Raw genomic sequence first — 23569 nt, 5'->3', positions numbered from 1 at the left:
CCCAGAAGGAATGCAGATCCAGGACAATCCGGCGCAGCTGCGCTACGAAGTGCTCGACGACGGCGGGACGGTCGCCGGATTCGCCGCCTACCGCAACCGGCCCGGCCGCCGCATCCTCGTGCACACGGAGGTAGCCGATGCCTATGCCGGCCAGGGGGTTGCCGGACGGCTGGCCCGCTACGCCGTCGAGCACGTCCGCGACGCGGGCCTGCGGCTGGTGCCGCACTGCCCCTATATCGCGGGCTGGCTGAAACGGCACCCGGAATACGAGGGTTTTGTGGACTGGCCGGAAACTGAGCCTTCGGTGGAGGAACAGGTGGAGCAGGCATGAGCAGCGACCGGGTTTTTATCGACAAGCAGAACCGGCCGGTCTACCAGGCATTGGCCGCCACCGCGGCGGCGGTACGGGCCGCGGCGCTGGACGCCGGGCTGGACCGTAAAGTGATGGAACTGGTCAACCTGCGGGTCTCGCAGCTTAACGGCTGCGCCTACTGCCTGGACCTGCACACCCGGCAGGCCCTGGAGGAAGGTGAGACGCCGCAGCGCCTATCGGTGCTGCCCGCCTGGCGGGACACCAGGCTTTTCACCGACACCGAGCGGGCGGCCCTGGGGCTGGCGGAAGCCCTGACGCTGCTGCCCGACGGCGAGCACCGCGAGGACATCTTTGCGGAATACCAGGCGCTGCTCAGCGCGGAGCATTTTTCCGTCCTCAGCTGGGCCGTCGTGACGATGAACGCCTTCAACCGGGTCTCCATCATCAGCGGGCATCCGGTTAAACCGCGCTGAGAACCGTCCTCAGCCAGCTGCTGCCCGGTTGCAGCCGTTGGGGCCGGAACCGGGCAGCAGTCTCCCGCTCAGGGACTAGGTCCTAGAAGGGGTACGGTGCGATTTCGGAGCGCATGGTCAGCCACTGCGTCTCCGTGAAGGCGTCGATGTTCGCGGATGCCCCGCCGAACCGCGATCCGGTGCCGGAGGCGCCCATCCCGCCGAACGGGGAATTGGCCTCGTCCGAAACCGTCTGCTCGTTGATGTGCACTTTGCCCGAGGCCACCCGGTCGGCCACATCCATCGCCATCCCCACCTCTCCCAGCACACCGACGGAAAGCCCGTACTCGGAGGCATTCACCAGCTCCACCGCCTCGTCGATGCTGGAGAAGCCCAGCACAGGCGCCACCGGCCCGAAGATCTCCTCGGTCCAGGCGGGGTTGTCCGGGGTGAGCCCGGTGATGACCGTGGGGCGGTAGAAAAGGCCTTCGTAGGTTCCGCCGGCGGTGATCTGCGCGCCGGCGTCCTTGGCTGCCCGCACCAGCCGGTCGATGTTGTCGCGCTGGCGTTCGTCGATGATCGGCCCCATGGCCACCCGGCTGGTGCACGGGTCCCCGACCGGCAGGGCCCTCGCCTTGGCGGAAAGCTTGGCTACGTAGTCCTCAAGCAGGGACTCATGAACCAGATGGCGTCCGGTGGACATGCAGATCTGGCCCTGGTGCATGAAGGAGCCGAAGGCACCGGCTGATGCGGCCAGGTCCAGGTCCGCCCCGGGCAGCACCACCAGGGCGTTGTTGCCGCCGAGCTCCAGGTGGGCGCGCTTGAGCAGGCGGCCTGCCGTTTCACCGACTTTGCGGCCAGCCGCCGTCGAACCGGTGAAGGAGATGACGCGGACCTCCGGAGCCTCCACCAGTGCCTGCCCGACGTCGGCCCCGCCGGGGAGCAGCTGCAGCAGACCGGCGGGGAGGCCAGCCAGTTCGAAGATACGCATGATGGCCACGCCGCCGGAGATGCTGGTGCGGGGGTCGGGCTTCAGCAGTACGGCGTTGCCGAGGGCAAGCGCCGGGGCCACGGACCGGATGGAGAGGATCAGCGGGAAGTTAAACGGGGAAATCACGGACACAACGCCAACGGGCCGGCGCCGGGCGAAGGACCAGCGGTCCTCATTGCTGGTCAGCACGTCTCCGGCCGGGTGCGCCGGCAGGGCGGAGGCATCAAAGCACTCGTTGGCGGCGATATGGGTTTCCAGCTCCGCCTTCCCCTCGACCGCTCCGGTTTCCCGGATAATCCAGCCCTGGATCTCCTTGGCGTGGTCCTCGAACAGTGACCCGGCCCGGCGCAGGACGGCGGCACGCTCCTCCGGCCTGGCCTGGGCCCAGGTGCGCTGGGCGGCAGCGGCCCGGGTGGCTGCCGCGAGGGCATCAGAACGGTCCGCCGCGCCGACGGAACCCAGGACGCGCCCGGTAGCGGGCTCAACGACGTCCAGGACACCGGCGGACCCGGCCGTCCAGGAATCGGTGTGGATCTTGCCGTGCCAGGCGGAAGTGGCGAGGAGGGTCATGGCTGCTCCTAAATGCAGATGCGGTGGAAAATAAAGTTTGAGTCGGTGGCGGGTGGCGGGTGGCGGGTCAGGCAGGGGTGGAAGCGTCCTGGCCGCGGCCTGCGGCGCCGGGACCAGGCGGAGTTCCCGCCGGGTCCGCCGTCGTCGTCGTGGCTGCCGGACGCGTCACCCGCTTTTTGCGGCGTTGGACCAGGGTCGCAGCGGAGACCGCAATCAGGAGGGCCACGCCATTGAAGACATTGGTAACCCAGGTCTTGGCGCCCAGAATTACCAGTCCGTTGGCACCGACCGCAAGCAGGTATACACCTGTCACGGTGCCCCAGACGTTGAAGTAGCCGGCCCGGATGGCCGTGGCGCCCAGGAACGCGGCGGCGTAGGCCGGCAGCAGGAATTCCGGACCCAGGTCCGGCGTCGCATTGCCCGCGCGTGAGGCCTGCAGCGTGCCGGCCAGTCCGCCGAGCAGTCCGGCTCCAATGAAGGCGGCTGCCAGATAGCGCTTGGTCCGGACGCCTGAGAGCTCGGCGGCGTCGCGGCCCATGCCGGTAGCCCGCAGGTACCGCCCAAACGGAGTGCGTTCCAGAATGAACCAGAGGGCCAGCGCCGCGGCGAGGAAGTAGAACACCACAACCTGCAGGCCGCCGGGCAGGCGGATGCCGGTCAGGGCGGAGAACCCGTCGGAGGAGTGGGTGATCAGGGTGGAGTTGGTGAGCAGCAGGTTGAAACCGGCCAGGATGGTGGCCATGCCCAGGGTTGCGATGAAGGCGTTGACCCCGACGACGATGGTCATAAACGCGTTGACCGCGCCGATCAGCATCCCGAGGGCGAGTGTGGCCAGCAGGACCAGCGGCAGCGGCAGGCCGGCTCCGGCCAGGACGATTCCGGTGATGGTGCAGATGCCGAGGTTCGCGCCGACGGACAGGTCGAATTCGCCGGCGGCCAGTGGCAGGAGCACTGCCAGGGCCAGGATGCCAGGCACCGCCTGGTCGGCAAGGATTTGACGGAAGTTGCCTGAGGTCGCGAAAGTGTCTGGCATAAGCAGCGAGAAGACGGTGATCATCAGGACCAGGAAGACCACGATTCCGTAGTTCTTCATCAGGGCGCCGGGGTTGAAGCGGAGGTTCACTGTAGGGGCTCCTAGGTGGGATGTGGAGTGGTGGGGCGCGGGCTGGGGCTAGGCGGGGGCGCCGGTCTGGCAGGCCAGGGCGATGCCGTCTTCGGTGATCTCCGGGCCGGAGAGTTCCGTGGCGATCCGGCCGCGGTCCAGGACCAGGACCCGGTCGGCCAGCCCAACAAAGTCGTCGTAGTCGGTGCTGGCAACCAGGATGGCCACTCCGTCGTCGGCGAGTTCCTTGAGCAGCCGGCTGATTTCCTGCCTGGCCAGCGCGTCCACACCCTGGGACGGCTCGTCCAGCAGCAGCATCAGCGGGGAGCCGCTCGCAGCACGGGCCACCACCACCTTCTGCTGGTTGCCGCCGGAGAGGCTGCGGACCGGAGCGGCCAGTGACGCGGCCTTGACCAGGTAGCGGCGGGAAAGATCCTCGGCGGCTGCCTTCTCCGCCGCCCGGTTCAGCACCGGCCCCCGGGTGTAACGGCCCAGGCGCCCGAGGGTCAGGTTCTCGCCGACCCCCAGATCCAGGACGACGCCGTCGCGCCGGCGGTTCTGCGGAACGCAGGCTACTCCGGCGGTAATGGCGTCCGCGGCCGATCCCGGGGTGTACGGCTTGCCGGCCAGGACCATGTCTCCGGCGGCTGGCAGCTGGGCGCCGGCGATGAGCCGGACCAGCTCGCTGCGGCCGCAGCCGAGCAGTCCGGTGATGCCGACGATCTCGCCGGCGCGGACTGCCAGGTCGATGCCGTCCAGGCGGGGGCCGCAGAGGCCGCGGACCTCCAGCAGCACCGCCCCTTCCCGCTCCTCGGCGGGACGGATGGCTGGTGCTTCCAGCTCCCGGCCAATGACCAGCGAGACCACTGCGGCGGCGTCGCGCTCTCCCAGCGGTTCGTCCGCGACGAGCCGGCCGTCGCGCAGCACAGCCACGTTGTCCGCGATGCGCCGCACCTCTTCGATCCGGTGGCTGACGTAGACCGCGGTCCCGCCGTGGCTGCGCAGCATGTCGATCAGGGCCAGTACCCGGTCAGCTTCATGGGCGGGCAGCGAAGCGGTGGGCTCGTCCAGGATGAGGATATTGCGGCGGAGGGCGTCAACGTCGGCCGGGGTGCTGTCGCTGGGGCTGCCTGCGCCGCCTCCGCTGCCGGAACGGTGCTGAAAGGCACGGGCAATGCCCACCATGGTGCGGGTGGAGGGGGAGAGGTCCCCGACCAGGCTGCCGGGATGTTCATTGATTCCCAGCAGTTCCAAGGTGGCTGCGACGTTGGCGTGCTCTTTGCGGAGCCGGACCGGGGAGAAGCTGCTGCGGGCGAAGAACCCGTCGGAGAGGGCGAAGTTATCCGCGATCGTCAGCGCGTCCACAAGGCCCAGGTCCTGGTGCAGGAACCGCAGGCCGGCTGTGTGCGCGGCCGCGGGAGTGAGCGGCAGGGCAAGCTCCTGGCCCCCGACGGACAGTGTGCCGCCCGGATCCGGTGCGTAGACCCCGGCGAGGATCTTGATCAGTGTCGACTTTCCGGAACCGTTCATGCCCAGCAGAGCCGTCACGGCGCCGGCCTGGATATCGAGGCTGACCTCGTCCAGGGCCCGTTGTCCGGTGAAGGTCTTACTGATGCCGCGGATGCTCAGGGCGGCGGTGTGCTCCATGGGGATGCTCCTGAAGGTGGGAATGCGGGAATGCCGGTAAAACCAGGGGTGCGGCCGGCCCGGAGACCGGGCCGGCCGCGTGGGTTCCGTGGGTCTAGCCCGCGTTCTCCCACAGAGCCGTGAAGGCTGACTTCCAATCGGAGTCGCCCGTCCACGGCAGCTCGGGCAGGGTCTCTTCCAGCACCATGCGCTTCGGCATCTCGATCACCTGGTGCCCACTGGCACCGTTGGCAAAGAGCTTGTTCATTTCGTGGACTGACAGGTAGCCGGTGTGCTCCATCGGCTTGATGACGTCGGCGAACTGGCTCTTGCCGTCCTTGATCAGGTCCAGGTTGGCGGAGTTGCCGTCGTAGGACACCATCTTGATCGTGTCGCCGTTGGCGCTGCGCGCCACGGTGGCCTGGCTGGAAACCACGGCGGCACCGGTATGCGTCCAGATGTAGTTGATGTCCGGGTTAGCGGTCAGTGTTGCCTGGATCTGCGGCGGCAGTCCGGACTGCAGCTGGGACATCTGCGTTTCAAGGGTTTCGACGATCTCGCACTCGGAGCAGAGTTCGGGCAGCCACTTGGTGAACGCCTCGGTGCGGGCCGTAATGGAGGGGAAGGCCGGGTCCGTGGTGACCAGGATCTTCGCCGTTCCGCCGCTGTCCTGCGCGATGGCGGCGGCCATCATCTTGCCGGAGACATCCTCGTCCGGCACGACCTCCACATCGAAGCGGTCATCGGCGGGGGACATGCTGTTGACCAGGAAGATGCCGGCGTCGCGGGCCTGCTGCAGCGAAGCATCGATCTGGTCGGCGACGGCCGCGGTGAAGATGATGCCGTCGGCATCGAGCTGGATGGCCTGGTCGATGGCCTGGCGGGCCTTTTCCGGGTTTCCGCCCGGATCGATCATGCGGGTTTCCCAGCCGAGGGACGCGGCGGCTTCCATGGCTGCGTCGGCGCCGCGGGCACAGGCTTCAGAAGCGTAGGTGCAGGGGATGACGACGACGCTCTTACCTTCGGCGATGGCCGGTGACTCCGTGGGGACCTCTTCTTTGAGGGGTTTCTGGAAGTCGGTGAGCATAGCCTCGAGGGCCGCGGTATCAACGGACGTGGAACCCGTTTCGGCGGCGGCCGGCGCGGCATCAGTCTCGCCGGAACCTCCGCAGGCGGCGAGTGAGAGTGCCAGCGCCGGGACAGCGAGCAGCCCAAGCAGGTAGCGGGGAGTGGTTTTCATGGGTCCGGAGCCTTTCGGAATGACACTGGATGTGATGTAGCTCCCACTGTCTCCGGGGTGTCTGCTCCTGCTGTAGCGGCTGTCCTGATCAGGCAAGGCGATGTCCGGATCCGGCAACGTTTCGCCGGGCTGTGTTAGCGGGACCCGAGACTCCAGTCGGCGCACCCCTGGCCTAAAGGCCAGTCAGGGCTCCGCGGGCATCCCGGGGAGTGCAGCCGAAATGCTGCCGGAAGGACCGCGAGAAGTGTGCGGCGGAAACGAAGCCCACCGAGGCGGCTACCTCCGCGATCGGCGTGGCAGCGTGGGCAGGGTCGCCCAGCAGTTCCTGGGCGCGGGCCAGCCGGTTTTCCAGCACGTACTTGGCCGGGCTGGTACCGGCCTCCGCGAAGACCCGGGTCAGGTGCCGTTCACTGATACCAACTGCGCGGGCAACCCGGGCGAGAGACAGATCCGGACGGCCCAGATGTGCGCGGATGTGGTCACGCGCAGCGGCGAGGTAGGCGAGGGAAGGGGAAGCTCCCGGTTCGCCGGTAATGATCGAGAACATTTCCAGCACGCTCTGCTCCAGCTCATCGGTATCTGCGACTGGATCCCGGAAAGCCGCCAACGCGGCGTTCGCCGTGGTCTTTGCATGGGTGGCAGCCGGCGATCCACTGATGCGGAGGACCCGGGGCCGGAAATACTCCTCCCGGACGGAACGTTCGCGCAGCACATCCCTCGGCACCTCGACGATCACCTGCCGCATGTCCGTGGAAAATCCGTACATAAAGGGACGGTTCGCGTCGTAGACCACGGCTTCCCCCGCCGCCAGGGTCTCGCAGCCGGCGTCGTGGTAGAAAAATGCCTTTCCCTCCAACAGCAGGCAGAGCATCACGGCGTCGACAGGGTTTCGGCGGATATTCTCCGGTGCGCGTTCGATCACGTGGTCATTACCGCTGATGTGCGTCAGCCGGATACGGGGCAGTTCCAGGTTGGTCTGGGTGGCCAGCAGGCTGCGCTCCGAAAGGGTGCTGCAGCGCAGCCCGAACAGTGCCAGTTCGTTGTATTCCTCCCAGAGGTCCAGCCGTGCATCCAGCGGTGCCTGAGCGGTGGAAAAGCGGCTGGTCCGGCCGGTGTCCGGGCGGGCGGCGCCGGGAAATCCGGAATCCGTCATGGGGCTGGGCATCGGCACGGCGGCACCTCCAGGCGGGCATCATTGTCACGGGACCGGGCAGTATCCACAGGCTACGCGACTGTGGTCTACGCCACTGCATGTGACGTGCTTTTGTGACCGTGCGGGGGAATTCCGCCCGCTTCGGCAGCGTGCAATAGTGGGGGAACCATAAGCATGCTGATTAGAGGAGGCTCCCATGGCCGAACGGCTCGTTGCTGACCTGATTGTCGAACGGCTCCAGGCCTGGGGGGTCCAGCGGATATTTGGTTACAGCGGCGACGGCATCAATACCGTCCTCGGCGCCCTCCGCCGCTCCGGCACTCCGCGCTTTGTGCAGGCCCGGCATGAGGAAAACGCCGCGTTTATGGCCGTGGGCCATGCCAAATTCACCGGAGAAGTCGGGGTGATGCTCTCCACCCAGGGACCCGGTGCCGTGCACCTGCTCAACGGCCTGTACGACGCGAAATTGGACAGCGTCCCCGTGGTCGCCATCATCGGCCAGCAGTCCCGCACTGTGCTGGGCTCGGCCTACATGCAGGAAATCGATCTGTTGAACCTCACCCGGGACGTCGCCTCCTCCTTCCGGCAGCAGGTTAACAGTGCAGAGCAGCTGCCGCTGGTGCTGGACCGTGCGTTCAAGGCCGCGCTCACTGACCGGGCGCCCGCCGTCGTGATCATTCCGCACGATATCCAGCAGGCCCCGGCACCTGAACTGGAGCAGGAGCACGGCATCGTGGTCAGCTCCCCGGTGTGGAGCCCGCCGCAGCTGGTCCCCGCACGTGCCGACCTGGAAGCGGCGGCGGCACTGATCAACGACGGCGGCAAGGTGGCGCTCCTGGTTGGTCAGGGTGCTCAGGGAGCCCGCGGCCAGGTCCGGGAGCTGGCGGAGAAAATCGGAGCGGGTATCACCACCTCCTTGCTGGGCAAGCCCCATGTGGATGAGTCGCACCCGCTCGCCGCCGGCGTGATGGGCCATCTCGGCACCAGCGCCAGCGGCTTCGTGCTGGGGGAGTGCGACACCCTGGTGATCATCGGTTCGAATGACCCGTGGACGGAGTTCTATCCACCGCCCGGTGCTGCCCGGGCCGTGCAGATCGATATCGATGCCGCGGCCATCGGAAACCGGTACCCGGTGGAGGTCGCCGTCACCGGCGATGCCGCCGCCAGCCTCGAGGCGCTCCTCCCGCTCCTGGAGCCCAAACCGGATTCCGGCTGGCGGACCAGTGTGGAAGACGCCGTGCAGCGCTGGCACCGCCTGGCCGCTGAACGCGCGGGAACCCCCGCCCGGCGGGTGAACCCGGAGCTTGCGGTGCGTGAACTCAGCGACCGGCTGCCGTCCAACGCCCAGGTAGCGGTCGACGTCGGCAGCATCGTCTACTGGTACGCCCGCCAGCTGCGCCTCCCGGAGGGGGTGCCGGCCCACCTCTCCAGCACCCTGGCCAGCATGGGCTGCTCGATTCCCTATGGGCTGGCTGCGAAACTTGCCGATCCAAAGCGGCCGGTGGTGGCGCTGACCGGCGACGGCGCGATGCAGATGGCCGGGCTCTCGGAACTGATCACAGTCAGCCGGCTGTGGCCGCGCTGGGTGGACCCCCGGTTCGTGGTGCTGGTGCTGCACAACAATGAGCTGGCCGAGGTGACCTGGGAACAGCGGGAGATGGAGGGCGACCCGCGCTTCGACCAGAGCCAGGCGCTGCCGGACTTCTCCTTCGCGCGCTACGCCGAACTGCTGGGTCTGCAGGGAATCCTGGTCGACGATCCGGCCAAGATCGGCGCTGCCTGGAATGCAGCCCTGGACGCTGACCGGCCGGTGCTCATCGAGGTCCTCGCCGATCCGGACATTCCGCTGCTTCCGCCCTTCCCAGCCGGGGAAGAGAAAGGGAGGACCATGCTGGAAGCGCTGGTCAAGGAAGGACCGGACACCCAGCACGCCCGGGACCTGCTGGAAACCTATCTCCGCCAGGAGGAAGGGCTGAACCGCGGTCTCTAGCCCTCCCCGGGATCCGGTTCCGCCAGTTCCGGGACCTGAACAAAACGCACCGTAGTTCCCGGCCGCAGTTGGGCCGCAAGGTCCAGATCGGCTTCCACCACCACGCCGATCACCGGATACCCGCCCGTGACGGGAGCATCGGCGAGGAATAGGATCGGCAGCCCGGACGCCGGCACCTGGATGGAACCGGGCAGCACCGCTTCGCTCTCCAACTCACCTGGACGCCGGCCGGGTACCGGTTCACCGCTGAAGCGGATACCAACCCGGTTCGATTCGTTCCCAACCGTCCACGCCCGCGCCGCGAACGCCTCCACACCGGCTGCACTGAACCAGTCCTGCCGCGGCCCGGGGAGGTATCTCAGCTCCGCGGCCGGCCCCGGGAGCGGCGGCGGTACTTCATGGAGCCCGACGGCGGTGCTTGGATTGGCGCCCACCGAGAGCCGGGTGCCGGGCGCCAGCGGCTCCGGCCCGAGTTTCGCCAGCGTATCCGTTGCGCGGCTGCCCAGCACTGCGGGCACCTCGAGCCCGCCGCGGAAGGCCACATAACTGCGCAGCCCTGCCTCTGGCAGACCCAAGGTGAGAACCTCACCGGTGCGCAGCAGGAACGGAACATCCGGCAGGGCGGGCCGTTCCGCTCCGTCGGCGGTGAGCACGGACAGCGGCGCATCCGCACCCGTAACGGCCAGCACCAGGTCCCGTTCCGCCCGCAGCACCAGCCCGCCAAAGAGGACCTCAAGCGCGGCGGCGTCCGGGCGGCTGCCCACCAGGCGGTTGGCACGCGCCAGGGCGGAACGGTCGGCCGCGCCGGAAGCCCCGACGCCGAGGCTGCTGTAACCGGCACGCCCGCGGTCCTGCACTGTCGCCTGGGGGCCGGGGTGCAGGACGACGATGCCTGGGTCCCGGACGACGGCGGCGGGCGCAGCTGCGGGCGGCAGTGGAAGGGCGGGGCCTGGCAGTGCCGGTTCCGTGCTGGCCGCTGTGTGTCCGCCCTCCCCGCGGCCCCCGGCCCCCTGCCGGAGCTCGAGGCGCCCGCGGATCGGACGGAAGCGGACACGGGTCCCGGGGACGATGAGCGCGGGCGTTTCCCGGTCAAGGTCCCAAAGCGGCGCCGGAGTCCAACCAATCAGCTGCCAGCCTCCCGGTGAAGGCCCCGGGTACACCGCTGAGAACGGGCCGGCGAGCGCGACGGCCCCCGCCGGAACCCGGGTCCGCGGCTCGGCCCGCCGGGGTACCTCCAGCCTTGGGTCGCCGCCGGTCAGGTACGCGAACCCGGGCGCGAAGCCGCAGAACGCAGCCGTCCACTCCGTGCCGCTGTGCACCGCGGCCACGGCCCCGGCGGAACCCAGCCCGGTCAGCCGGGCAACCTCGGCGAGGTCCTCGCCGTCGTACACCGTGTCCAGTTCCACCAACGGGCCCATTGGACTGGTGGAGGAACTGCCGGTGCCGGGCGCTGCAGGGTCGGGGGCGGCGAGCAGATCCGCTGCCTGCCGCGCGTGCGCCGGTGTCGCCAGACGGAGCAGAACAGTGCGGGCCGCGGGAACCACCTCGACCTGGCCGGGCAGGGGCGCCGCTAGCAGCTGTGCGTGCAGCGCGGAGGCGGCCGCGGTGCCGGCGGTTTCGACCAGGAGTGCCCGGCTTCCTGCCCGCCGGATATGCGGGGGCAGGACGGGGGCGGGGGAGGATGCCCTCCGCCGGGGAGCGGCGGCTGCACCGGAAGCGGCCGCCTGGACCGGGGAGCCGGCGCTAGATGAAGCTGGCAACGGTGACGCCGTTTGCTTCCAGGGCTGCCCGGACTGCCCGGCCCATCACCACGGCGCCCGGGGTGTCCCCATGAACGCAGATGCTCTCCGCGGCGACGTCGATCACCGTGCCGTCCACGGCCTGGATCTTGCCGTCCAGGGCCAGGCGCAGCACGTGGTCGGTGATTTCGCCGAGGTCCTCCAGCACCGCGCCTGGCCGGGCCCGGGAAAGCAGGCTGCCGTCCGGGTTGTAGGCGCGGTCCGCAAAGGCTTCGGCGATGGTCCGCAGCCCTGCCGCGCGCGCGAGCTTCTCCACCACCGATCCCGGCAGCACAACCAGGGGCAGGTCCGGGCTCACTGCCCAAACGGCGTCGACAACTGCACGGGCCTGCTGCGGATCGTGGGCGATCGTGTTGTACAGCGCCCCGTGCGGCTTGACGTAGCTGACCCGGGTGCCGGCGGCCAGGGCCAGGGACTGCAGGGCACCGATCTGGTAAATGACTTCGCAGGTAAGCACCTCCGGTTCCATGTCCAGGGCGCGGCGGCCAAAACCGGAGAGGTCCCGGTATCCCGGATGGGCGCCGACGGCGGTGCCTGCGGCTGCTGCGGCGAGGCACGCGGCGTACATGGTGCCGGCGTCGCCCGCATGAAATCCGCAGGCCACATTCACGCTGGTCACCGCGGAGATCATCGCGGTGTCATCACCGAGCGACCAGCGGCCGAACGACTCGCCGACGTCGGCGTTCAGATCGATCGTAGCCATTGCCTTATCTTGTCCCGTCTCGTCCCATCGTGTCCCACTGTGGTGTGGGATCCACACTTCCGTGTTCGAGTGGTTTGTACAACATTTTTGCGAACCAAGGCATCAGCCAGCTGACGGGACAAATCAGCCAGCTCGAGGGACAAGGGGAAAGACCAGGAAATGCGGTGCCCCGCCCGTTCCCGGGAGGGGCACCGCCGACGTCCGATGCGGACAGCAGCTACTGCCGCATCGGGGCACCGAGTTCCGCGGGTTCGTCGTCGTTGAAGTATGCCGATTCCGAATGCGCGGCAAGGTCGATTCCCTGCACTTCATGTTCCTCGGGGACCCGCAGTCCCATCACCAGGTCAAGAACTTTGGCAATGGCCCAGGTGAGGATGAAGGAATACGCGAGCACCGCGATGGTGGCCACGGTCTGAATGCCGAGCTGGCTCCATCCGCCGCCGTAGAACACTCCGCTGACGCCGCTAGGCGCGGCGTCCGTGGCGAAGAACCCGATGAGCAGCGTGCCGATCACACCGCCGACCAGATGGACACCCACGACGTCGAGCGAATCGTCATACCCGAGGCGGAACTTCCACTCAATCGCCAGGGAACAGACCAGCCCGGCAATCGCGCCGATCGCCACAGCTCCCAGCGGGCTGACCGCGCCGCAGGCCGGGGTGATTGCCACCAGTCCCGCGATCAGGCCGGAAGCCGCCCCGAGCGTGGAGGAGCGCCCCAGCCGCAGCCGCTCCATCAGCGCCCAGCCCAGCAGGCCGGCTGCTGCAGCGACGGCCGTGTTCAGGAAAACGACGGACGCGGTGTGCCCGGCGCTCAGGGCCGAACCGGCGTTGAACCCGTACCAGCCCACCCACAGCAGGCTGGCGCCCAGGATCACCAGCGGGCGGTTATGCGGGCGGCTGAGGACCTGCGGCCAGCCCCGGCTGCGGCCAAGGACCAGAGCCAGGGCCAGGGCAGCGACGCCGGCGTTCATGTGGACGGCGGTTCCGCCGGCGAAGTCGATCGCGCCAAGGGTGTTTGCGATCCAGCCGCCGGTGACCGTGCCGTCTTCGTTGTCGAAGGCGAAGACCCAGTGCGCCACCGGGAAATAGACCAGTGCGGCCCAGAGACCGGCGAAGACCATCCAGGCGCCGAACTTCATCCGTCCGGCAGCCGCTCCGGCCACCAGGGCCGTGGTGACGCAGGCGAACATCAGTTGGAAGGCAGCAAAAAGGGCAACCGGAAGCGTGGCCGACGGGTCATCCGTGAGCAGCTGTTCCAAGCCGAAGAACTCGAGCGGGTTTCCGAGCAGCCCCAGGGAACCGAGGGAGTTGCCGAACGCGGCGGAGTACCCGAACAGTACCCAGAGCACGGCCACGAGGCTGGCGCTGCCGAAGCACATCATCATCATGTTGAGGATCCGCCGTGATCCGACCATGCCGCCGTAAAAGAAGGCGATGCCGGGGATCATGAGGCAGACCAGGGCTGAACTGGCGAGCAGCCAGGCAGTATTTCCTGAGTCCATGAGCGAACTCCAATCCGGTCGGGCCGGCGGAGCGCCGGTCGGGTGCTGGGGAGTGTGTGGGCGGAGTATGCGGGCGGAGTAAGAAGAAACGGGGCAGGAAGGGCCGGCCGTGAACCTGGGGCGCGTGCGGGACCAGCCTGGAAACGGAAAACCCTGGCGCCGGGCCAGCTTGTAGCCGGGAACCCGTGAGCCGGATCAGTCTGGCGCCGGGCCAGCCTGGAGCCGGAAACCCGTCGGAAAGTCGGAAAGCCGTCGGAAAGTCGGAACCCTTCGGAAAACAACTGGGGAAAATCGCGGAACGGCCGAAGAGCGTCCAGGTGTGAATCCGGAGGCCGGAACAGTGCGTCTGCAGCAGCGCTGTGCCTGCAGGGAAGTCCCGTGCAGGAGGATCGGGTGCGGCGGCACCGGAGGGGTTTCTCCACCGGAGCTGTACCGCTCTCACAGATTAGGCCGCGGTGTGTTACAGCCGGCAGCGCCTGCATGTTATCGCTGTGTTAACAGCTGCTGGGAACCTGCTGGACGGATGCTGTAAGCGAAACCGGGTTGACCACATGTTCGCGCTTCCCCGGAGTATTCCGCGGAGTGCGGCGGCCTGGCTTGCCGGACTCGAAGCCGCCCGCTCCGCCCGCCGACACTGGTTCCCACTCTTTGTAAACGGGTGTGGCTGGTGTGATCACACCAGCCACGGGAGATTACATACGGTGGGAACGCGTGCCGCCGAGCAGCTCCCGTGGGGTATTGGCGAGGGCTGCAGTGACATTGCAGCCGCGCAGACTCCCAGAAGTGGTTAAGGGTGTGGCTGGTGTGACCCCGCCAGACACTCCAGTAACGAACAGTGGGAACCTGTGTCAGCAGGCCCTGCAGCGCGCGTCAGCCGGATTCGCCAGATCCGCCCGCCGGTGGCACAGCGCTGCCGCGAACTCCTGGCGGCGCACGGAGAACAGGAACTACGCGGTGCGCACGGTTCCGCGGCCGAACGTGATGGCCCGGACAATCTGCACGATCCCCAGGACCACCAGGAAAATGCCGCCAAAGATCACCAGTGCGGCGAGCGACTCAACCGGCAGGAAGAGCACAACAATCCCCGCGATGATGCTCAGCACGCCGAAGGTGATCGCGTACCAGCGTGAGCCGCCCGTTTCGGTCTCGGTGAGCGCCATGATGCCTTCGATTATCCAGGCGATTCCCACCACCATGCCCAGCACAGCAAGTGAGGGGACGGGGTTTCGGATGGCTGCGATGCCCAGGATGAAGAGCAGCAGACCAACAACGATGTTCAGCACCCGCAGGCCCGCGGACGTGGGGGACGCTATCCCGCTGACAACCCGGACCGCGCCGGAAATCAGGAAGTACAGGCCAAAGAAGAAGGCGATGACGGACAGCGTGGCTTCTGGCCAGAACAGCATCAGCACGCCCAGGATCAGCGCCACCGCCCCGGAGATGCCGAATCCGGTCCGGACGGCTGAAATCGTCCGGGATGACAGTTCACTGGTATCGAGGCTGAGGCCTCCCCAGCCGTAAAAGGTGCCGTGAGTAGTGGACATGTCGCGCCTCCCGAGCAGTCGGAAATCTCCCCCAAGCCCTTCGGATTATCCTCCTGGCGGCACCGGAAGCCCAGCACCCGCCGCTGCCGGGCCGCAGGCGGACGGTGATTCGCTGCTTCCGGCGGTTCCGCCGCGGGCCGCGGCAGTCATTCCACCCGCAGCAGGGCGCGGACCTCCTCGTCGCCGGTCTGCCCGAAGCTCCGGTAGGCCTGACCCACCGAGGACAGTGTGCTGTCCGCCCAGGGGATCACGACGTCGTCCGCCAGGGCCGCGATACCGCCCACCGGGGCGCAGCTCATGGGGGCGGCCGCCACCAGCCACTGCGGCTCCAGGCTCCGGACCACGGCCAGTGCGGCGCGCATGGTGGCTCCGGTGGCCAGACCGTCGTCCACCACAATGACCGGGTTCCCCTGGATCCCCTGGATCGGCCGGCCCGGGCGGTAGCGTCCGGCCCGGCGCTGCAGCTCCGCGCTCTCGGCAGCAAGGACTGCGTCCAGTTCAGCCTGTCCCGCAGCCGGCGAGGCCGCCAGCCAGTACCGCACGACGTCGTCATTCCAGACCGCGGTGCGCTCACCGGCGGCTTCGGCGACCGCGCCTGCGGCGAGCTCGGGCTGGCGGGGATGGCCGATCTTGCGGACCAGGACCACGTCCAGGGCGGCCTCCAGGGCGGCGGCAACTTCGGCCGCCACCGGGACGCCGCCGCGGGGCAGGCCCAGGACCAGCAGCCCGTTCCGCCCGCGGTAGCCAGCGAGCGCACCGGCCAGGACCCGGCCGGCATCAGCGCGGTCGGCATAGGGATACGGATGGCCGGAGGTCTGGCCCATGGGCGCTCCTGCGGGTGACGGCACTCCCGGGCGCGCACGGCGGACGGGGTCTTCCCACGGTAGGCCGGAGCCCGCCGGCGGAGCAACGGCCGGCGGCAAGGAGGCGGTGCGTTGCAAACCGGTTTGCGCCGTAGCAGGCTGTCTCCATGACTGATACCGCAGTAATTACCGGCGCAACCTCGGGGCTGGGCGCAGAATTCGCCCGGCAACTGGCAGAACGCGGTCACAACGTGGTCCTCACTGCCAGGAACCGGGAACGGCTTGAGGCCAAAGCTGCTGAACTGGCGGCCCGCTACCAGGTGAAGGCGACGGTGCTGCCGGCAGACCTCGCCACACCCGAAGGAGTGGATGCCGTGGCTGCCCGGGTGGCAGAGCCCGACGTCGGCATCCTGGTGAACAACGCCGGGTACGGGCTGAAGGGTGATTTCCACGTCAACCCTGCTGCGGCTGAACTGGACCTGCTGAATGTGCTGGTGAGCGCGCCGATGCTGCTGAGCCACGCGGCTGTGAACTCCATGCTGGCCCGGGGCGGGGGCCGGATCATCAACGTCGCCTCGGTCGCCGGTTTCATTCCCCGCGGCACCTACAGCGCAGCCAAGGCCTGGGTGATCAGCTTCAGCCGGTGGGCGAACCTGCACTATTCCTCCCGAGGCATCGCGGTGACGGCGCTCTGCCCGGGCTTTGTGCACACCGAATTCCATGAACGGATGCAGATGGACAAGACCCCGTTTCCGGGCTGGATGTGGCTCGACGCGGAGCGCGTGGTCAGCGAAGGACTCGCGGATGCCTTTGCGGGAAAAGGTGTCTCTGTTCCGTCGAAGCGGTATAAGGTCCTGGCTGCGATCGGCCGCCTGGGGCCGCAGACGCTGGTCGCCCGGGTTGCTGCCCGCGGCCGTTGAGCCGCTAAGGGTAGAGCAGGGCAACGCAATCCGAAACCCCCGGCGGACCATTCTTTAGGTCTCCTAACAATGCGCCCCGCAGGGGCCATAGGGTGGCCTGCATGACCCAGACCACCCAGCCCAGCACTACGTACCTGGACCATCTAGAGGCTGAAACCCGGAGCCGCCGGGATACAGCGCAGCATGAGGAGTCGCCGTTTGCCGGGGCTCCTGAAGCGCTCGCCGAGGCGGTGGAAGCCCAGGTGGATGCCTTGGCGCCGGAGCTGCGCGGCCTCGCCTCGGAACTTCACCGGGACCCCGAGACCGCCTATCAGGAGCACCGGAGTGCCCAGCGCATCGCGGACCTGCTGGAACGCCACGGCGTCACCGCCCGGGTGGGGGTCCACGGCCTGGAGACGGCGGTGCGCGCCGAGGCGGGCAGCGGTTCCCCGGTCATCGCGGTCATGGCCGAGTACGATGCCCTGCCGGGGATCGGCCACGCCTGCGGACACAACGTGATCGCTGCAGCCGGCGTCGGCGCATTCCTCGCCCTGGCCCGCACGCTGCAGGATAATCCGGAGGCCTTCCCAGGGACTGCCGTGCTGCTGGGAACCCCCGCGGAGGAAGGTTACTCCGGCAAGGAAGTCATGGCCCGCAACGGGGCGCTGGACGGAGTGGACGCGGCGGTGATGCTGCACCCCTATGGCCAGGACGTGGTGGATCAGGTATGGCTGGGCCGCCGGCTGCTCACCGTGAGATTCACCGGCGTCGCTGCCCATGCCTCGGCGCAGCCGTTTATGGGCCGCAACGCGCTCGACGCCGCCACCCTCGCCTACCAGGGGGTCGGGCTGCTGCGCCAGCAGCTGCCGCCCTCCGACCGGGTGCACGCGGTGATTACCGACGGCGGGGCCCGCCCGAGCATCATTCCGGAACGCGCCGAGATGAAGTTCTACGCCCGGTCCAAATACCCCGAAACGCTCCGTGAACTCAGCCACCGGCTGGCGGATGTGGCCCGCGGTGCCGCGCTGATGACCGGTACCGGGGTGGAGCTGGACTGGGACGAGCATCCGCCGTCGCTCCCGGTGCGCACCAACCGGGCGCTCACCGGCCGCTGGCTTGCTGCCGAACGGCGGCGCGGACGCCAACCACTCCCCGGCGGCGTGGTGTCCGAAACCCTTGCCGCCTCCACCGACTTCGGGAACGTCAGCTACCGGGTGCCCGGCATCCACCCGCTGATTGGCATCTCCAGCCCGGACATTGCCCTGCACACCCGCGAGTTCGCCGAGGCCGCCGGCTCGCCGGCGGCGGGCACTGCCGCCGTGGACGGTGCAGCCGGCCTGGCACTGACGGCGCTGGACTACCTCTGCGATCCGGACCTCCAGGCCGCTGCCGCTGAGGAATTTGCAGCCGCCGGCGGCCCGGTGGACGTCCCCGGCTACTTCGCCTGACCGACTGACCTTCCCCCACTTCGAAGGATGCATCGATGAACGCTGCCCCTGTCACGACTTCCCGCGCCTCTCTGACCGACAGGCTGCTCGCCGGCGTCGAACGGGTCGGAAACCGCCTGCCGGATCCTTTTATCCTGTTCCTGCTCCTCTTCGCCGCGGTGGCCGTCGCCTCCACCCTGATGGCGTGGGCGAATGTCACGGTTACGGTGCCGGGGAGCGACGAGGCCACAGCCATTAAGGGCCTCTTCACGGCCGAGGGCATGACCTGGCTGACCACCACGCTGGGGGCCAATTACCTGGGCTTTCCCCCGCTGGCCACAGTGCTGCCCATCCTGCTGGCGGTCGGAGTAGCGGAGAAATCCGGGCTGCTTGCCGCGCTGATCCGCCGAGCCTTCGGCGCTGCTCCCCGCTGGGCCCTGCCCTACGCCGTCGGGCTGGTGGGTGTGGCGGGGTCCATCATGGCAGACGCAGCGTTCGTGGTGATTCCCCCGCTCGCCGCGCTGGTGTTCAAGGCTGCCGGGCGGCATCCGGTGGCCGGTCTGCTGGGCGGGTTCGCGGCTGCCGGCGCCGGATTCTCCACCTCCATGCTCGTCACCTCCCTGGACGCCCTCTTTGCCGGGATTACGACGGCGGTCACCGGGACCCTGCCAAATCCCGGGGCGCCGGTGAATCCGCTGTCAAACTACTTCTTCAATGTGGTCTCCTCCGCGGTGCTGATTCTGGTGGCAGGTTTCCTCATCGACAAGGTCCTGGAACCGCGCCTGGTGAAGCAGGGCATCGCGCGCATGGAATCCGAAGAAACGGACGACGGCGACAGCACGTCCAGCCAGGCTGCCGGGGCAGGCGCGGGCGGACAAGCGGTGCTGGATCCCCACCTGAGCCCGCTGGAACGCCGGGGCCTGCGCTGGGCCCTGGTCATCGGCGCGGTCGTTGCGCTGGTGATTGCCGTGGGCTCGCTGCTGCCGGATTCGCCGTGGCGCAATGCGGACGGCGGTTTCCTGCCCGCGTCACCGCTGCTCTCCTCAATCGTGTTTATCGTTTTTGTGCTGTTTGTGATCCCGGGCCTCGTCTACGGGCGGATCACGGGGACCATGCCTTCGGCCAGCGACATTCCGCGGGTGATGGGCCTGTCCATCAAGGAGATGAGCGGCTTCCTGGTCCTGGCCTTCGTGCTGGGCCAGTTCATCGCCCTGTTCAATTGGTCCGGGATCGGAAACTGGATTGCGGTGGCCGGAGCCTCCGGCCTGGAATCGATTGGGCTGACGGGTTACCCGGCCATCCTGGCCTTTATCGCGCTGGCCTCGCTGCTGAACCTCTTCATCATTTCCGGTTCGGCCATGTGGACGCTGATGGCCGCGGTGTTCGTGCCGATGTTCGCCCTGCTCGGCTACGAACCGGCCTTTGTGCAGGCAGCCTTCCGGGTCGGGGACTCAGCGACCCAGGTGCTCACTCCGCTGAACCCGTACATGATTGTGCTGCTGACCATGCTGCGCCGCTACGAACCTTCCGCCGGGCTGGGCACGGTGATCTCCCGCATGCTCCCGTTCACCGTGGTGTTCTGGCTGGCCTGGGTGGCCGTCCTGACCGTCTTTTACGTCTTTAACCTGCCCCTCGGTCCGGGCAACGGGATCTTCATCCAGTAGGCTGCCAACTCCCTCTAACTCCTGCCCGCCCCGGTTTGCTCGAAAGGTCCGCCATGGCACTGCCCGTCTACGCCCTGCATGAAAACCCTGAATGGTTCCCGCCTTTTGCCCGCGCCTTCGAAGCAGAGGGGATTGAGGTGCACGAATGGCTGCTGACTGACGGGGTGCTGGACCTGGACGAGGCTCCGCCGGAAGGTATCTTCTGGTCCCGGATCAGCGCTTCCTCGCATACCCGCGGAAACGCCCTGTCCAAGGACTATGCCCGCGCTGTCCTGGCCTGGCTGGAAGCGCACGGCCGGCGGACGGTCAACGGGCGGCGGGTGCTGGAACTGGAAATGAGCAAGGTGGACCAGCTGACCGCCCTGCGTGCCGCCGGAATCCAGACGCCGCGGACCGTGGCCGCCGTCGGACGCACCCAGATCCTGGCCGCCGCCAAGGAGTTCCCGGTGCCGTTTATCCTGAAGCACAACCAGGGCGGCAAGGGGCTGGGAGTCCGGAAATTCGAATCCCACGGTGAGCTGGCGGACTACGTGGCTTCGGAGGAATTCGAGGAACCGCAGGACGGCATCACCCTGGTCCAGGAGTACATCCTGGCCGCCGAACCATCGATAACCCGGGTGGAACTTGTGGGCGGGGAGTTTATCTATGCCATCCGCGCCGACACCGCCCGGGGCGGATTCCAGCTGTGCCCGGCGGACGCGTGCGCCATCGATCCCGCCACCGGTAAACCCGTCCTGCCGCCGGGGGCCACGATCGCCCCGGAAGCGGACACCCAGCTGTTCAGCCTGCGGGAGGGTTTTGAGCATCCCATCATCGGTGCGTACCGGGACTTCGCCCGCCGGATGAAACTGGAGGTCTGCGGCATCGAGTTCATCGAGTCAGAGGACGGCCGGCTGCTCACCTATGACGTCAACACGAATACCAACTACAACGCCGCCGTCGAGGCCGTGGCTCCAGCATCGGCCCCGCGGGCCCTCGCCGCCTATCTGGGCAGTCTGGCCAGACGGCAGCACTAGAACGCCAGGGGGGGGCAGACGCCCTGCAGCCGTCCTGGGCCCTGGCAGCCGCGGAGCAGCGGAGCGGATTGGCCCGCCGGCAGGAAAATCTCATGACGCCGCGCGGGAAAACATGCGGAACAGGTGCCACCCGGGTGCAATAGATTAGAGCCGGGGCCGCGACCCGCTCGGCCGAATGGGGAGGACCGGACATGGTCAGTCAGCAAACACCTTCACCCTGGCAGCGCTTTTGGGAACACGGCGGCTGGTGGCGGGCCTTACTGCTGACAGCCGCCTACTTCGTCCTCTACCAGGCCGGCTCGCTGCTCTTCCTGCCGTTCGCCGACTCAGTGGGCGGCCCGGACAGCGCCCTCTATATTCTGGTGATAATTGGCTTGCCGATCCTCCTGGGCGGCCTGATCCTGGTGGCGTTCGCTCTATCCGTGGGATGGCTGCGGGAGTTGTTCCGGCGTCAGCCGATCCGTGGGAGGGGCTGGATGTGGGCCGCCGTCGCCGTCGTTCTGGTCTTCAATATCCTGCGCCTGGCAACGGTCGACTACGGTACGGCCGGTTTCGATGTTGCAGCCGCTTGGCTGTTGACCGGCCTGTTTATCGGCTTCGCCGAAGAGGTGCTGACCCGAGGCCTGGTGGTGAACCTGCTCCGCAGGGCGGGCCACCGGGAGATCATCGTCGCGGTTGGCTCTGCCGCATTGTTCGCCGCGATGCACGCTGGAAACCTGCTGACGGGTCAGTCGCTTTTCGCGACGGCCTTCCAGCTTGTCTATACGTTTGCGTTCGGGATCTGCATGTACCTGACGCTGCGGGTCACCGGGAACCTGGTCTGGCCCATCCTGCTGCACGCCAGCACAGACGCGAGCCTCTTCCTGCAAACCGCCCACCCAGCTGACACCGCGATGGCGGGGGTCGCCTCCATGGGCAACATCCCAGTCATTATTCTCGGGATTATCTTCCTCTTTTTCATCCGCGGACGGGTTGAAGCACCGGCTTTCTCAGGCGGCCTCAATGGCGGGAAGGTGCTCTCCTAGCTGCGTCGGCCGAATATAGTCAAAGGTACCGATCTAAGGAGCCGTATTTTTATGACTGCCGCCCAGGAACCGCTGTGGGTCAAGCACTACCAGCCCGGAGTTCCGGCAGAAATTGAGCTGCCCACCGAATCCCTCACCGCCATGGTGGAAGACGCGGCAAAGCGGTTCGGACCCAACGTTGCGCTGGAATTCTTCGGTGCGGAGACCACGTACGCCCAGCTGGGAGATCAGATCAACCGGGCCGCCGAGGGGCTGCGCCGGCTCGGTGTCCGGCAGGGCCACCGCGTGGCGGTCATCCTGCCCAACTGCCCGCAGTACCTCATCGCGTTCTATGCCGTACTGCGGCTGGGCGGAGTCGTCGTCGGGCATAACCCGCTCTACACCGAGCGGGAACTGCGCCACCAGTTCGAGAACCACGGGGCGCAGGTTGCGATTGTCTGGGACAAGGCCGTGGCCAAGGTGCAGGATTTCCCGGACGACGTCGCCGTTCCCAACATCATCGCGGTGGACATCACCAAGGCGATGCCCCGGCTGAAACAGATCGGGCTGCGGCTGCCGGTTCCTTCCCTCCGGCGTACCCGCGCCGGCCTGACCACCAAGACGGAAAACACCATTCCGTGGGAAAAGCTGCTCGCCAGCCCGCCGATCGATCCGCTGCACCCGAAGCCGGCGGTGACGGATCTCGCGGCACTGCAGTACACCTCCGGGACCACGGGGATGCCCAAGGGCGTGATGCTCACGCACTACAACCTGCGTTCCAATGCCCTGCAGGGGCAGGCCTGGATGCACGGAGCCCAGGAAGGCAAGGAAGTCATCTACGGCGTGCTGCCGATGTTCCACGCCTTCGGCCTGACGCTGTACCTGACCTTCGCCATGCTCACCGGTTCCCGCCTGGTGCTTTTCCCCAAGTTCGACGTCGACCTGGTGCTGGCCGCTGCCAAAAAGTCCAGGCCGACCGTGTTCTGCGCCGTTCCTCCGATCTATGAGAAGGTGGCGATCGAATCCAAGAAACGCGGAATCGACATCTCCACCATCCGGTACGCCATTTCCGGAGCCATGACCCTGCCGTCCCGGACCGTGGAATTGTGGGAGGAAGTATCCGGCGGCCTGCTGGTGGAGGGATACGGCCTCACCGAATCCTCGCCCGTGGCCCTGGGCAACCCCTTCGCCGAGACCCGCCGTAACGGCACCATCGGCATACCGTTTCCCAGCACCCGGATGCGGGTTGTGGACCCGGAGGATGTTTCCCGCGGGGTGCCGCAGGGTGAACCCGGCGAGCTGCTGATCAGCGGACCGCAGGTGTTCGCCGGCTATTGGAACAACCCGGAGGAAACCGGGGAAATCCTGACCCAGGACGGCTGGCTGCGCACCGGTGACATCGTCACTGTGGACGAAGACGGATTCGTGAAGGTGGTGGACCGGCGCAAGGAACTGATCATCACCGGCGGGTTCAACGTCTCACCCAGCGAAGTCGAGGAAGTCCTCCGCAGCAGCCAGGACGTCGCCGACGTCGCCGTGATCGGGCTGCCCGGCGAGGGCGGCAGCGAGCAGGTGGTTGCCGCCGTCGTACTTCAGCCGGACACGGAACTGGACGAAGCGGCGCTGCGCGCCTACTGCCGTGAACGCCTGACCCCGTACAAGGTTCCGCGCCGTATTGTGGCGATCGAGGAACTGCCGAAGTCCATGCTGGGCAAGGTGCTGCGCCGCCAGGTGCGCGAGGCACTGAAGGACTCGATCTAGCAGCCGGC

At 67.6% G+C, this 23569-nt stretch carries 19 protein-coding genes; 9 read left to right on the top strand and 10 right to left on the bottom strand.

What is annotated here, in order from left to right; translation table 11 throughout:
• The first annotated feature begins 10 nt into the window (after positions 1 to 10).
• Positions 11 to 331 (top strand): GNAT family N-acetyltransferase, encoded by a 321-nt coding sequence (locus ArtHe_RS12755; protein WP_248317286.1) that lies wholly within the window; start codon positions 11 to 13, stop codon positions 329 to 331.
• Positions 328 to 786: a carboxymuconolactone decarboxylase family protein gene (locus tag ArtHe_RS12750; RefSeq protein WP_248317285.1), complete on the top strand. Its 459-nt coding sequence runs from the start codon at positions 328 to 330 to the stop codon at positions 784 to 786. Before ArtHe_RS12755 ends, ArtHe_RS12750 begins: the two co-directional genes overlap by 4 nt.
• Positions 787 to 868: 82 nt before the next feature.
• Here ArtHe_RS12750 and ArtHe_RS12745 read toward each other — a convergent pair whose 3' ends face one another.
• The 5 genes from ArtHe_RS12745 to ArtHe_RS12725 form a co-directional block, all read right to left on the bottom strand.
• Positions 869 to 2326, bottom strand: a complete 1458-nt coding sequence (locus ArtHe_RS12745) for a benzaldehyde dehydrogenase (RefSeq protein WP_248317284.1) — start codon at positions 2324 to 2326, stop codon at positions 869 to 871.
• A 67-nt stretch (positions 2327 to 2393) separates the two neighbouring features.
• Positions 2394 to 3449, bottom strand: coding sequence for an ABC transporter permease (locus ArtHe_RS12740; RefSeq protein ID WP_066302790.1), 1056 nt, complete (start codon positions 3447 to 3449; stop codon positions 2394 to 2396).
• Between the two features lie 48 nt (positions 3450 to 3497).
• Complete coding sequence (locus ArtHe_RS12735; protein WP_248317283.1) at positions 3498 to 5075, bottom strand: sugar ABC transporter ATP-binding protein; 1578 nt, start codon at positions 5073 to 5075, stop codon at positions 3498 to 3500.
• 94 nt (positions 5076 to 5169) lie between these two features.
• On the bottom strand, positions 5170 to 6294 hold the full coding sequence (locus ArtHe_RS12730) for a sugar ABC transporter substrate-binding protein (protein ID WP_248317281.1): 1125 nt from the start codon (positions 6292 to 6294) through the stop codon (positions 5170 to 5172).
• A gap of 172 nt (positions 6295 to 6466) precedes the next feature.
• A complete protein-coding gene (locus ArtHe_RS12725) occupies positions 6467 to 7447 on the bottom strand; it encodes an AraC family transcriptional regulator (protein WP_248317280.1) in 981 nt (326 codons plus the stop codon).
• A 196-nt stretch (positions 7448 to 7643) separates the two neighbouring features.
• Between ArtHe_RS12725 and ArtHe_RS12720 the strand changes: the two genes are divergently transcribed.
• A complete protein-coding gene (locus ArtHe_RS12720) occupies positions 7644 to 9437 on the top strand; it encodes a thiamine pyrophosphate-requiring protein (protein WP_248317278.1) in 1794 nt (597 codons plus the stop codon).
• Here ArtHe_RS12720 and ArtHe_RS12715 read toward each other — a convergent pair.
• The 5 genes from ArtHe_RS12715 to ArtHe_RS12695 all read right to left on the bottom strand — a co-directional run bounded on the left by ArtHe_RS12715 (position 9434) and on the right by ArtHe_RS12695 (position 15811).
• Entirely contained in the window at positions 9434 to 11197 is a 1764-nt protein-coding gene (locus ArtHe_RS12715; protein WP_248317274.1) for a 5-oxoprolinase/urea amidolyase family protein, read from the bottom strand. The genes ArtHe_RS12720 and ArtHe_RS12715 overlap by 4 nt on opposite strands.
• Positions 11181 to 11939, bottom strand: coding sequence for a 5-oxoprolinase subunit PxpA (locus ArtHe_RS12710; RefSeq protein ID WP_248317273.1), 759 nt, complete (start codon positions 11937 to 11939; stop codon positions 11181 to 11183). The genes ArtHe_RS12715 and ArtHe_RS12710 overlap by 17 nt, the downstream gene beginning before the upstream one ends.
• 217 nt (positions 11940 to 12156) lie before the next feature.
• Positions 12157 to 13443 carry an ammonium transporter gene (locus ArtHe_RS12705; RefSeq protein WP_248317272.1) on the bottom strand — a complete coding sequence of 429 codons (1287 nt, stop codon included), beginning with the start codon at positions 13441 to 13443 and terminating at the stop codon, positions 12157 to 12159.
• 947 nt (positions 13444 to 14390) lie between these two features.
• Positions 14391 to 14987 carry a DUF308 domain-containing protein gene (locus ArtHe_RS12700; RefSeq protein ID WP_248317271.1) on the bottom strand — a complete coding sequence of 199 codons (597 nt, stop codon included), beginning with the start codon at positions 14985 to 14987 and terminating at the stop codon, positions 14391 to 14393.
• Between the two features lie 146 nt (positions 14988 to 15133).
• A complete protein-coding gene (locus tag ArtHe_RS12695; RefSeq protein WP_248317270.1) occupies positions 15134 to 15811 on the bottom strand; it encodes a phosphoribosyltransferase family protein in 678 nt (225 codons plus the stop codon).
• A 146-nt stretch (positions 15812 to 15957) separates the two neighbouring features.
• Between ArtHe_RS12695 and ArtHe_RS12690 the strand changes: the two genes are divergently transcribed.
• The 6 genes from ArtHe_RS12690 to ArtHe_RS12665 all read left to right on the top strand — a co-directional run bounded on the left by ArtHe_RS12690 (position 15958) and on the right by ArtHe_RS12665 (position 23561).
• Positions 15958 to 16710, top strand: coding sequence for an SDR family NAD(P)-dependent oxidoreductase (locus tag ArtHe_RS12690; RefSeq protein WP_248317269.1), 753 nt, complete (start codon positions 15958 to 15960; stop codon positions 16708 to 16710).
• A 101-nt stretch (positions 16711 to 16811) separates the two neighbouring features.
• Positions 16812 to 18137, top strand: a complete 1326-nt coding sequence (locus ArtHe_RS12685; protein WP_248317268.1) for a M20 family metallopeptidase — start codon at positions 16812 to 16814, stop codon at positions 18135 to 18137.
• Positions 18138 to 18172: 35 nt separating this feature from the next.
• Positions 18173 to 19780 (top strand): AbgT family transporter, encoded by a 1608-nt coding sequence (locus tag ArtHe_RS12680; RefSeq protein ID WP_248317267.1) that lies wholly within the window; start codon positions 18173 to 18175, stop codon positions 19778 to 19780.
• A 53-nt stretch (positions 19781 to 19833) separates the two neighbouring features.
• Positions 19834 to 20796 (top strand): alpha-L-glutamate ligase, encoded by a 963-nt coding sequence (locus tag ArtHe_RS12675; RefSeq protein ID WP_248317266.1) that lies wholly within the window; start codon positions 19834 to 19836, stop codon positions 20794 to 20796.
• 191 nt (positions 20797 to 20987) lie between these two features.
• A complete protein-coding gene (locus ArtHe_RS12670) occupies positions 20988 to 21821 on the top strand; it encodes a CPBP family intramembrane glutamic endopeptidase (RefSeq protein ID WP_248317265.1) in 834 nt (277 codons plus the stop codon).
• A gap of 51 nt (positions 21822 to 21872) precedes the next feature.
• Entirely contained in the window at positions 21873 to 23561 is a 1689-nt protein-coding gene (locus ArtHe_RS12665) for a long-chain-fatty-acid--CoA ligase (protein ID WP_248317264.1), read from the top strand.
• Positions 23562 to 23569 lie beyond the last annotated feature (8 nt).

This window comes from Arthrobacter sp. Helios, from assembly GCF_023167125.1.
In the GTDB taxonomy this organism is placed as follows: domain Bacteria; phylum Actinomycetota; class Actinomycetes; order Actinomycetales; family Micrococcaceae; genus Arthrobacter_B; species Arthrobacter_B luteolus.
Note: the sequence above shows the minus strand (reverse complement) of the source record. Positions and strands in the feature narration are given on the sequence as shown.

Bases quoted from the DNA above. Each gene is read 5' to 3' on its own strand.
- ArtHe_RS12755 (WP_248317286.1), top strand. From the start codon at position 11: ATGCAGATCCAGGACAATCCGGCGCAGCTGCGCTACGAAGTGCTCGAC.
- ArtHe_RS12750 (WP_248317285.1), top strand. From the start codon at position 328: ATGAGCAGCGACCGGGTTTTTATCGACAAGCAGAACCGGCCGGTCTAC.
- ArtHe_RS12745 (WP_248317284.1), bottom strand. From the start codon at position 2,326: ATGACCCTCCTCGCCACTTCCGCCTGGCACGGCAAGATCCACACCGAT.
- ArtHe_RS12735 (WP_248317283.1), bottom strand. From the start codon at position 5,075: ATGGAGCACACCGCCGCCCTGAGCATCCGCGGCATCAGTAAGACCTTC.
- ArtHe_RS12730 (WP_248317281.1), bottom strand. From the start codon at position 6,294: ATGAAAACCACTCCCCGCTACCTGCTTGGGCTGCTCGCTGTCCCGGCG.
- ArtHe_RS12725 (WP_248317280.1), bottom strand. From the start codon at position 7,447: ATGACGGATTCCGGATTTCCCGGCGCCGCCCGCCCGGACACCGGCCGG.
- ArtHe_RS12720 (WP_248317278.1), top strand. From the start codon at position 7,644: ATGGCCGAACGGCTCGTTGCTGACCTGATTGTCGAACGGCTCCAGGCC.
- ArtHe_RS12710 (WP_248317273.1), bottom strand. From the start codon at position 11,939: ATGGCTACGATCGATCTGAACGCCGACGTCGGCGAGTCGTTCGGCCGC.
- ArtHe_RS12705 (WP_248317272.1), bottom strand. From the start codon at position 13,443: ATGGACTCAGGAAATACTGCCTGGCTGCTCGCCAGTTCAGCCCTGGTC.
- ArtHe_RS12700 (WP_248317271.1), bottom strand. From the start codon at position 14,987: ATGTCCACTACTCACGGCACCTTTTACGGCTGGGGAGGCCTCAGCCTC.
- ArtHe_RS12695 (WP_248317270.1), bottom strand. From the start codon at position 15,811: ATGGGCCAGACCTCCGGCCATCCGTATCCCTATGCCGACCGCGCTGAT.
- ArtHe_RS12690 (WP_248317269.1), top strand. From the start codon at position 15,958: ATGACTGATACCGCAGTAATTACCGGCGCAACCTCGGGGCTGGGCGCA.
- ArtHe_RS12685 (WP_248317268.1), top strand. From the start codon at position 16,812: ATGACCCAGACCACCCAGCCCAGCACTACGTACCTGGACCATCTAGAG.
- ArtHe_RS12680 (WP_248317267.1), top strand. From the start codon at position 18,173: ATGAACGCTGCCCCTGTCACGACTTCCCGCGCCTCTCTGACCGACAGG.
- ArtHe_RS12675 (WP_248317266.1), top strand. From the start codon at position 19,834: ATGGCACTGCCCGTCTACGCCCTGCATGAAAACCCTGAATGGTTCCCG.
- ArtHe_RS12670 (WP_248317265.1), top strand. From the start codon at position 20,988: ATGGTCAGTCAGCAAACACCTTCACCCTGGCAGCGCTTTTGGGAACAC.
- ArtHe_RS12665 (WP_248317264.1), top strand. From the start codon at position 21,873: ATGACTGCCGCCCAGGAACCGCTGTGGGTCAAGCACTACCAGCCCGGA.